Annotated in this window: 5 protein-coding genes; all 5 read right to left on the reverse strand. The window is 62.0% G+C overall.

Annotated elements, in window-relative coordinates; genetic code table 11:
• Positions 1–102: 102 nt before the first annotated feature.
• The gene (locus tag D1646_RS05270) at positions 103–903 is read right to left on the reverse strand and encodes a hypothetical protein (RefSeq protein ID WP_160635455.1); all 801 of its coding nucleotides are present in this window, start codon (positions 901–903) and stop codon (positions 103–105) included.
• Between the two features lie 157 nt (positions 904–1,060).
• Complete coding sequence (locus D1646_RS05275; protein WP_160635456.1) at positions 1,061–1,906, reverse strand: bifunctional 5,10-methylenetetrahydrofolate dehydrogenase/5,10-methenyltetrahydrofolate cyclohydrolase; 846 nt, start codon at positions 1,904–1,906, stop codon at positions 1,061–1,063.
• Between the two features lie 3 nt (positions 1,907–1,909).
• Positions 1,910–2,863, reverse strand: coding sequence for a prolipoprotein diacylglyceryl transferase (gene lgt / locus D1646_RS05280; protein ID WP_160635457.1), 954 nt, complete (start codon positions 2,861–2,863; stop codon positions 1,910–1,912).
• Positions 2,860–4,137: a pitrilysin family protein gene (locus D1646_RS05285; protein WP_160635458.1), complete on the reverse strand. Its 1,278-nt coding sequence runs from the start codon at positions 4,135–4,137 to the stop codon at positions 2,860–2,862. The genes lgt and D1646_RS05285 overlap by 4 nt, the downstream gene beginning before the upstream one ends.
• A gap of 3 nt (positions 4,138–4,140) precedes the next feature.
• Positions 4,141–5,424 (reverse strand): pitrilysin family protein, encoded by a 1,284-nt coding sequence (locus D1646_RS05290; protein ID WP_160635459.1) that lies wholly within the window; start codon positions 5,422–5,424, stop codon positions 4,141–4,143.
• Positions 5,425–5,633 lie beyond the last annotated feature (209 nt).

Raw genomic sequence — 5,633 nt, forward strand, 5'->3', positions numbered from 1 at the left:
TGTTGCTTTTTTCTCCTTCCTCTATGTCCACAAATTTATTTCATTTTCCTATTGACTTTTCCTTTGCAGACTTTTCCTGAAAGATTTACTATAAAGCTACAATCATGCAACCGCTTCAAATCCGGATTTCTGCTGATTCCCCTGCTGGCTCTCCTCCACGGGGTTGGCCTTGGTGGTGGTACGGGTGGTGCCGCCGGAGACATAGACATCTCCGCACTCGGGGCAGATGGCAGTGTGGATGGTCACCGACTGGCTGACCACCTTTCGGTCCTCCCGCTGAGCCTTGGCCTGCTCCCGGACCACGTGCTCCTGCTCATGGCCCCGGACTGCGGCGGCGGCCTGCTCGGGGGCGACATTAGTGGCAGTTTTGAAGGAGACGCCCGGGTCGTCGGAGCCGTCTTGATACTTGCGGTTCTTGCAGGTCTGGCACTCCGACTCCTCCACAACCTCCTGGGGCGTCCTGACCTCCTCATCCTCCGGGTTCAGCTCCAGGTCCTCCTGCTCCTGCGCAGGCTTCAGGCTGTTCTGCTCCTCTTCTCCTCTGTTCAGCAGCTTCTCCAGCCCCTTGGACTGATTCCAGCCCACCAGCTCCCGCTCCAGGTCCTCCACCTTGCCGTCCAGATACTGGATGCGCGCCCGCACCGCCATCTCGGCAGGGTCAGCCCTCTCCTGCATGGTGGGGAACTGGAACTTGCTCTCCTCCTCCGGTACAGCCTGAGCCGCGCCCCGGTGGACGGCGGCAGGGGCGCTTACCGGGGGAACCGGGCTGGTCTGAGCGCGGGAAACCGGGCTCACCGGCTCCATAGTACTGGGGCTGCCCCCTCGGCTGGCATTTCTATTTTGATAGACAGAATAGTAACCGCTCATGCTGCCGTAGCTTCCATAGGCTCCAATGGCTGACATTGCGGACACCCCTTTCTCTATAATTTTACAGGGTAATTATACTAAACTTTTGCCTGATGCGCAAGGGGCTGTGGAAATATTTCAGTCATCCGGTTTGTCCGCGGCACTTCACAACTCGAAAGGGGCCCCCCGCCCAGACGGAAGGCCCCTGTTTCTGTTATCTCTTTCCATGTCTCAGGGCTGCGCGGAGGGTATTCTCCATCAGCATCGCCCGGGTGACCGGCCCCACGCCGCCGGGGACGGGGGTTATGAAGGCGGCATGCTCCGCCGCCGCAGCAAAGTCCACATCTCCGCAGAGCCCCCCTTGCCCATCGGGGTTGATGGACACGTCGATCACCGCCGCCCCCTCCTTCACCATGTCGCCGGTAATCAGTCCGGGGCGGCCGGCGGCGGCCACCAAAATATCCGCCTGGCGGCACTCAGCGGCCAGGTCGGAGGTCCGGGTGTGGCAGACCGTGACGGTGCCGTGCTTCTGGAGCAGCAGCATGGCCTGGGGCTTACCCACAATGTTGGACCGGCCCACCACTACACAACGCCTGCCCCCTGGGTCAATCTGGTACTCCTCCAGCAGCCGCATCACCCCCGCCGGGGTACAGGGCCGGAGGGAGTCCATGCCCAGGACCAGATCCCCCATATTGGCGGGATGGACGCAGTCCACATCCTTATCCGCCCGGATGGCCAGCACCGCCCTGCGCTGGTCCAAGTGCCTGGGCAGAGGAAGGAGCAGCAGGATACCATCTATGTCCTCCCGGTCGTTAAGAGACTGGATGACCTCTGCCAGTTCCTCCTGGGATACCTCCCCGGGCAGGCGAAAGGTATCATAGTAAATCCCGCACTGCCGGCAGTCCCTTTGCTTGCCCGCCTCGTAGGACAGGGCGGCAGGGTCCTCCCCTACCAGCACCACAGCCAGGCCGGGCCGGCGCTCCATCCCCTCCACCTGGAGGCGCACATCCCCCTTGATTTTGGCCGCAAGGGCCTTTCCATCCATAACAACTGCTGCCATCCCTCACTCCTCCTCTGCACTGTTCTCCATCTCTGCGTTCAGCCGGTCCACAAACAGTGTTTGTCTTGTGCCCCTGTATTTCCCCATCATCCAGACCAGTGCGCCGCCAGCAGCCACACAGGTGACCAGGGCAAAGAGCTGGGACACCCGTACGGGCGCGCCGAACAGCTCCCAGCCGAAGAGATACAGGCTGTCGGTACGCAGGCCCTCGATCCAGGTCCGCCCCAGACCGTACCAGAAGAAGTAGAACAGGAAGCACTGCCCGTCAAATTTCCGCCTCTTCCCCATTAAATAGACCATAATCAGCCCCACGAAATTCCAGGCCGACTCATAGAAAAAGGTGGGATGTACCCCCAGCGTCCCGTTTAAAATGGACTCATAGGCCAGCCTGGACTCCAGAAGGCCCTTTGCCCACAGGTCGTCCACAATGGACTGGGAACACATCCGCCAGGGCAGGTCAGTGACAACGCCGTAGGCCTCCACATTCATAAAGTTGCCCCACCGGCCAATGAGCTGACCAATGAACAGGCCGTGGACGCCCAAATCGGCGTAGGCCAGAAAGCTGAGCTTCTTCACCCGGCAGAAGATCAGCAGCACAATGGCTGATGAGATGATGGCCCCATAGATGGCCAGTCCCCCGTCGCTGTACCGGAGGATGGCCGCCCAGTTCAGGGAGCCGTCCGGATGCTTGTAGATGTCCAGGTTGAACACCACATAGTAGGCCCGGATGGCCACCAGGGCGGCGGGCACCGCAAAGAACATCATATCCATAATGTTGTCCTCGCTGATGCCGAACCGCTTTCCCCAGCGGGTGCACAGGTACACCGCCAGGATCAGGCCGGCGGTGATGATTACACCGTACCAGTATACGGGCCGGTCCAGAACCGGGATGGTAAAAGCAACCCGGTTCAGGCTGAACTCCAGCCCCAGGCCGGGGAAGGAGACGGTGTTAATCATGTCGCCTCCTTGGCCCGGACCACCGACAGGGCGGTACGCTCCTCGGTGACCCAGTCCCCAATCAGCTCCTCCGCCTCTTGCTTGGTGATGGAGTCGAAGATCTCGGCAAAGCGCAGGAAGTCGCTTCCCGCAAAGAAGGACTGAGCCTGGCCAACGCAAAGGTTCTCGAAGGAGTTCAGCCCACGCACCTTGTTGCCATAGACCCCCTTCTTCACCCGCTCCCACAGGGCGGAGTCAACCCCCTCCCGGCCAATGCGGTCCCGCTCCTCTGCCACCGCCGCGCGGACGGCCTCCGGGTCCTTGGACTCGCCACCGGCCATCAGAAAGGCGCAGCCGGGGTAGCACTCATAGCCATAGGCGAACTCCGCGTTGATGAGCCCCTCCCGGTACAGCTTGGCGTACAGAGGGGTGGAATTGCCCAGCAGCGCCTCCAGGGCCAGTTCACCCACCAGCTGTTGGCGCAGGCGCTCCTCCCCGTTCACCGGGGCGTCCCCCTTGTAGCCCAGCTGGAAGAGGGGGGCGGAAACTGTCATCCGCTCCTCAACGAGAGACTGGGCCGCCTGGAGCTGCTCCTTCTCGCCATAATCCTTGGCGGCGATGGGGCCGGCCTCTTTCGGGAGGATCTCCCGGGCTACCTCGCAGATGCGCTCCGGCTCCACCGGCCCCGCCACGCACAGCACCATGTTGGCCGGGTCGTAGAAAGCCTTGTGGCAGGCGTACAGAGTATCGGCGGTGATGTGGGAGATGGACTCCACACTGCCCGCCACACTAACCCGAACGGGGTGGTGCTTATACAGGGCGGCCATCAGGTTGATAAACACCTTCCACTCCGGGTCGTCCTCAATCATGCCGATCTCCTGGCCGATGATGCCCTGCTCCTTGTCCACGCTCTCCTGGGTAAACCAGGGGATGGAGACGAAGGACAGCAGAATGCGCAGGTTCTCCTCAAACTTCTCCGTGGAGTCAAAGTAGTAGCCGGTAATGGCGTTGCTGGTAAAAGCGTTGGGACTGGCCCCGTTGGCCGCCAGCTCCTGAAGGGCGTTGCCCTCCTGGGTATCAAACATCTTGTGCTCCAGGTAGTGAGCCACCCCGGCGGGGGTGTTGTGCCACTCCCCGTCCAGACAGAAGCGCATATCCATGCCGCCGTAGTTGGTGGCGAAAAAGGCGTAGCCCTTCTGAAAGGCGGGCTTGGGGAAGACGAAGACATTCAGGCCGTTTTCCAGCTTCTCGTGGTACATGGTCTCGCCCACCCGGGGGAAATTCAGCTTCTCCATGGCTCAGACCTCCTTGCCTTTCAGAAAATAGACGGTATCCAGCTCCAGCTTTTGGGCGGCAGCGGCCACCTGCTCCCGGGTTACCCCCTCCAGCCGGGCGGCGAACTCCTCCGGGCTCTCCTCCAGCCCGGCAGCGGCCTGGCCCAGCCAGTAATCCTCCTGCCGCCCCTGGTCGTCCAGAGTGGAGCGCAGCGCCCCGATCAGGGTGCGGCGGGAGCCCTCCAGCTCCCAAGGCTCCATCTCGCCCCGCTTCACCGCCTCCAGCTGGGCCAGGATCTCGTCCTTTGCGGTCTGGTACTTGTCAAACTCGATCCCCGAGGACACCAGCACCAGCCCCTTCATCTTCTCCAGGGTCGCGCTGGCGTAGTAGCACAGGGACAGCTTTTCCCGCACGTTCATAAACAGCTTGGACAGCGTGGTCCCCCCAAAGACGGCGGTGGCCAGGTACAGGGCGGGGAAGTCCTCCTCCCAGCAGGTGAGGCCCCCGGTGCGGAAGCCCATAGCCAGCTTGCCCTGGCTGACGTCCATGGCCTCCTCAGTCACAATGGGCTCAGGACCGGCGGAGACCCGGACAGCGCACTCCGGGTCGATCCGGTCCCCGTTCACCGGCAGCGGGGCCAGGGCCTGCCTCAGCGCCTGGGCGACCCGGTCCGGGTCGGCAGAGCCGCAGAAGTAGATCTCCACCTGGGCGGTGCGCAGCAGCTCCTGATAGCGCTTCCAAAGGCTCTGGGGGGTCACGGCGGCCACGCTCTCCTCGTCCCCCAGCTTATCGACCCCAAAGGCCTCATACCGGCACATCTCCTGGGTCAGGCGCTGCGCCGCGTAGGTGCGCTTGTCGTTGATCTGGGCCCGGATGCGGTCGATCAGATTGGCCTTCTCCCCGGCGGTGTAGTCCGCTGAAAACACACCGTTCTGTGTGCAGGGCTTGAGGAGCAGCTCGCAGAGCAGGCCGGCGGCGGGCTCCAGAATTTTCTCCCCCTTCAGGGCGTAGGCGTCGTCCAGAAAGCTGGCCACAAAGCCCACACACTGGGTCTCCCCCTTCTTCCGCACCACCGGCTCGATGGCCCCGCCGTACAGCTCATCCAGGGCGGCGGACAGGGACTCCATATCTGGGTGGACCGCTGAGCCCCGGCGCAGCACCGAGGGGATCAGGGCGTTGGGGCCCGCCGTCTCCCGATCCAGGGGGGCCAGCAGGGTCACGGACAGGTAAGAGCTCTTAAATTTGTCGGTATGAACTGCGCGCAGCCATACCCCGGGAAACAGCTCCCGGCGGCTCACTTGTGACATAGCTTGATTTCCTTTCCTGGGGATTTTTTCCCGAAAATTGCTGGATTATCATACCACGGTTTGGGGTTGAAAGTAAAGAGGAGAATTTCCTTCCATTCGCAAAGTATCTTTTGTAGGGCGGGATGACCCTAACCTTCCGCTTTGTGGCCCTGCGCCAGCAGGGCCTGGCCCCTTTGAAAAGGGGCGGAGGCGAAGCCGGTGGGGATTGA

This window comes from Pseudoflavonifractor sp. 60 (assembly GCF_009911645.1).
GTDB lineage: Bacteria > Bacillota > Clostridia > Oscillospirales > Oscillospiraceae > Lawsonibacter.